We start from the raw sequence: 4,638 nt of genomic DNA on the forward strand, positions 1-4,638 counted from the left end.
AGTATATTGTGAAGCGTTCAGGTAAAAGGATTCACCATCTGTAAAAGCAAAAATTCCTTTGATACGTTTATTGCTTTTTTCATCCATAGCCTGGTACCTTGGAAACTTCCCTCCTTCTCCCATGCCTTTTATTGTAAAGCCTGATAGGGATTCTTTTCCGGAATCCAAGTTTATCCATTCACTATAAGACTTGAAGATACCCTTTCTCAGTAAAGGTTTGTAGTCTAAGATCCCGGTTTTATCTTCATCAGGAACAAAAGCCAACATCTGTTTTTCTGAAGAGGAAAACTGGTGCAGGCAGTTCATCAATACCTGATAAAGCCGCTCCCCATGACCTGAAGTCACGTCAAGTCCGGACTCCTCAATATTTGCTTCAAATTTCCCCAATGAAAACATCTCCCCGTTTTCTTCTACCAATACTTCTATGGCCAAATCTGCAAAACCAAGTTCCTTGGTGGCCATACTTCTTTCAGAAACGCTGAGTCTATCAACCTTCAATACAACTTCAATAACATCAGTATAGGTAGGTAAGTTATTTTGAAAATAACCCAACAGATAATCTTCTACAGGCTTAGGAAAGACTGCATCTACCTGCTTATTGGACATGCCTTTTTGGGCTGTACCAATGGTTTCCTTCTGGATTCTATTGTCCAAAACCGAGGTGATGTTAAATGTCTGATTCGGAATATAGATCCCATAATTTGGTATTTCAACTGTATGGGATTTGACGTTTTGGCACTGACCATAATGCGCCAATATTGACATCAAAAAGAGGGTAAAAATCTTTTTCATAGGGTGATAAAATTTCGCATGAAATGTGGGAAAAAAAAACATAATTTCAATCATAGTTTGAAAAAATATTTTTTGATTTTTGGCCAATATGACTGCCCAAAAAAAATCCAGAATAATTTTGGATCTATATTTTGAACATGGATTAAACAAATTCTAATTTCACCTTGCAATAGCTAAACCTTATCACCTTGATATTCCCACTCCAACACCTCCCCATCATCTTCATCCTGAACTGTCCCCAAACAGACAAAACCATTTCGTTTCAGCACGCCAATAGAAGAGACATTATCGAGTAGAGTCCTTGCCCTTATTTTTACAGAAGGATCAGTTTGAAGGGATAATTGTACCAACTGCCTGCAGATTTCTGTACCAATGCCTTTTCCTTCATGGTTTATAAAAGTACCATAAGATAACTCCACTGAATTGTCTTTCGGTTTGCCCTTGAATCCCCCGCCACCTACAATTTCATTGTTGGAATCGGCTACAAAATAGGCTATCCAGGGTTTTGAAAATCCTGATTTCTTGTAAAATTCCACAAATATGTCCAGCACCTCTGTACATTCAGGAATTCCTCTGAATCTTTCGTTCAGTGATTCTTCAACTTCAATAGGTAGTAGGTTCATGTTGCCTGATTGAATGCGCTTAAATATTTTTCGATATATTCCTCTTTTGATTTGGATTTATATTGCATGACATAGCGGGGATGTTCCAAGGCAATGATTTTCTTAAAGAAACCGAATTGGTTGTTTATTTCGAGTAAAAACTCTTCGTTTTTCCCTGTCCCAAAACAATAGCAAATGTCAGTATATATCCCTAATCCAATTTGCTTTTGGATGTTGGCTATGATAAAATCAAAAACCGATCGGGTTAACTCCTTACTGTCATAATAATTGTAATTGACTTCTTTGCCATTCTTCCCCAATGAAGTAAATCCCAAGGGACTCATTGAGTTGATATAAAATCTATTGTAAAATGCTTCTTCACCTCCAAAAGCATTAATTACCTCATAAACGAACACCGAAGAAGGCTCGTGTGCTAAATGACCATTGAATTCAATCCCACAATTCGCAATTAATCTTTTGGGGTCTGTAAAAGGAATACCTGTCAGGCCTGCACCAAATCTGCCTGGATTTATCCCCAATATCAAGTGCCTTTTATGATTGTCGTTGTAATACTTTTTATAAAATGAGGATGAAATTGGAATCACATTTTTATCCTCCTGAAATGGATTCATGATTCGGATGCCCTCCGGTAATTTTCCATTGAATTCAAGGGATGAATTATAAGCTATGATTCTGTCGGCAAATGTTTTCATTTCAGAAGGTAAATTCGTTTATCGATTCACTTTGCTTTGTTGAATCAATCATTTGGTCAGTTGATGACTATCTTGGATTATTAATTTGGCTAGTTGGCTACTGGCTAATTTCGTTTTTTGAAAATAGACAAAGCAAGCTTCATATCATTTTATTTAAAACCTCAATAAGGATCCACATCCACCACAAACCTCACTCCCCTAAACTCCTTATGGGTCTGCAGTTCTTCCATCAGGTGCTGCAACTCCAGTTTGAAATGGGCCTGGGCATTTCCGGCTTTGTCGAGTTTGGCGATGGACTCGAAGATGTATTGGTTTTTGATTTTGCCGACCAGGCCTTTCTCCGGACCCAAAAGGATTTTTTTAACCTGGATTTCAGCCATCAGGTTATGTAGACTTCGTGCTGCCCTTTCGGCGGTTTTGAAGTCCTTGTGGCGGGTAGTGATTTTGATGATTTTGACAAAAGGTGGATAGAAAAAGCGTTGCCTCTCTCCCATTTCCTGTACATAAAAGTTTTTGTAATCCCCCGACATGATCTGACCGAAGATTGCCTGTTCAGGTTTACGGGTCTGAATGATGACCGTACCTCTTTTGTCTCTTCTTCCGGCCCTTCCGGCCACTTGGGTAATCTGTTGGAAAGCCCGCTCCCCTGCCCTAAAATCCGGGAAATACAATATCCTGTCTGCATCCATAATCCCCACGACTGTCACCCTGTCAAAGTCCAGTCCTTTGGTAATCATTTGGGTTCCAACCAGAATATCCACATTGCCGCCACCAAATTCCTCCAAAAGCCTTTGATAGCCATATTTACTCCGGGTGGTATCCAAATCCATCCTTGCAATCCTGGCCTCGGGAAACAACAGAGAAAGACTTTCCTCTATCCGTTCGGTTCCCAACCCGACCGCACTCAGCTTGTTGCTGCCACAGGCGGGGCAGGCATGGGGCACTTTTTCCTTAAATCCACAATAATGACATCGCATTTCTTCCCCAAACTGATGGTAGGTCAAACTGACATCACAATGCTCACATTCCGGGATCCAGCCACAGTCCTCACAGGAAATGTAGGGTGCATATCCCCGACGGTTCTGAAAGATCAATACCTGTTCCTGATTTTTCAGCGCTTCCTGTATTTTTTCCCTCAACAACCTGGTGAATTCCAGTTTGAGCAGGTTTTTCTTTTTGTCCACCAGCATATCTGCCAATTGGTATTCCGGTAATTGCGCTTCCCCATATCTGATGTCCAAGGCCACATAGCCGTACTTTTTCATCCGCGCGTTGTAGTAGGATTCAAAAGATGGAGTGGCAGAACCCAACAGTGTTTTTGCCTGATGGATCCATGAAAGCATGATGGCCGCATCCCTTGCCTGAAAACGGGGCGCGGGGTCATATTGCTTGTAGGAAGATTCATGTTCCTCATCCACAATCACCAATCCCAAACTGTCGAAAGGAAGAAAAATAGAAGACCGGACCCCGATTACAAAAGAAAGCTTTCCACTTAATACCCCGTTCCAGACTTCCACCCTTTCATTGTCGGAATATTTGGAATGATACACCCCCATCTTGCTGCCGAATACCTGTCTTAACCTGCCCACCATATGGGTTGTCAGGGCTATTTCCGGCAAGAGCAACAATACCTGTGAACCACCTTCTAATGCTTCTTTGATCAAAGTGACATACAATTCCGTCTTGCCACTTCCGGTGATCCCGTGAAGGAGTACAGTATTCTTTTCCTCAAATTGGGTTTTGATCTCATGTTGTGCGGTATGCTGTTGAGGGGAAAGAACAATTTCCTCCCGACTACCTTCCATCTCCTCAAAGCGGCTGATGATGATTTTATATTCCTCCAAAATCCCGTTTTTGATCAGGGTTTTTAGTGAGGAAACCGAAAGCCCTGCATCTGTAAAAACTTTTTTGTCAAGTCCTTTTTGGTTGAGCTCAGGTTTTTTATAAACCGGAACTTCCTGAAGATATTTTAGGAGGATTTCCTCTTGCTTGGGTTTGGAGGCTATTTCATTGAAAAGTGTTTCAAGAAGACTTTTGTCCTGCACATATTCCTTTACCAATCGGATGCGGGACTCCACCTTTGGACTGTATTTTTCTTTGACTTGTTCAAAAACCAATATAGCTTCCTTGATGACGAGGCTTTTGATGATGCCATGAATGGACTTTATACCCAATACCGTTTCACAATCTTCATAACTCATCTCTTCCCTATTTGCCAAAGCCTGAAGGAGTATTTCTTCCCTATCGTCCAATGGATAGGGGGAAGTATCGGAATCATAAGTGGGATTGATCTGAATCTTGCTTTCACTGCTGAGTTTGAGTCCTGAGGGAAGGGCTGCGTTCATAACTTCCCCTATATGGCAACAATAGTATTCCGCCATCCATGCCCAAAATCTGATCTGAAGTGGATTGACAGTGGCATGATTGTCGAGAATATCCAATATCGGTTTGGCTTCATAGGCCACGGGAGGTTTTTGGTGGACCTTGCCTATAATGCCAGTTAAAATTTTCTTTTTCCCAAATTGAACAAT

The 4,638-nt window shown here is 41.2% G+C and carries 4 protein-coding genes; all 4 read right to left on the reverse strand.

All coding sequences use genetic code 11. From position 1 onward, the window contains the following. The coding region (locus ACEW8U_RS06490; protein WP_373521225.1) for a hypothetical protein at positions 1 to 792 on the reverse strand (792 nt) is incomplete at its 3' end. A gap of 173 nt (positions 793 to 965) precedes the next feature. After that, a complete protein-coding gene (locus ACEW8U_RS06495) occupies positions 966 to 1,415 on the reverse strand; it encodes a GNAT family N-acetyltransferase (RefSeq protein ID WP_373521226.1) in 450 nt (149 codons plus the stop codon). Further along, positions 1,412 to 2,107 carry a uracil-DNA glycosylase family protein gene (locus tag ACEW8U_RS06500; protein ID WP_373521227.1) on the reverse strand — a complete coding sequence of 232 codons (696 nt, stop codon included), beginning with the start codon at positions 2,105 to 2,107 and terminating at the stop codon, positions 1,412 to 1,414. The genes ACEW8U_RS06495 and ACEW8U_RS06500 overlap by 4 nt, the downstream gene beginning before the upstream one ends. A 161-nt stretch (positions 2,108 to 2,268) precedes the next feature. Beyond that, positions 2,269 to 4,638: primosomal protein N' (gene priA / locus ACEW8U_RS06505; RefSeq protein ID WP_373521228.1), on the reverse strand; the 2,370-nt coding region annotated here is incomplete at its 5' end.

The sequence above is a fragment of the Aquiflexum sp. genome (genome assembly GCF_041751335.1).
Taxonomy (GTDB): domain Bacteria; phylum Bacteroidota; class Bacteroidia; order Cytophagales; family Cyclobacteriaceae; genus Aquiflexum.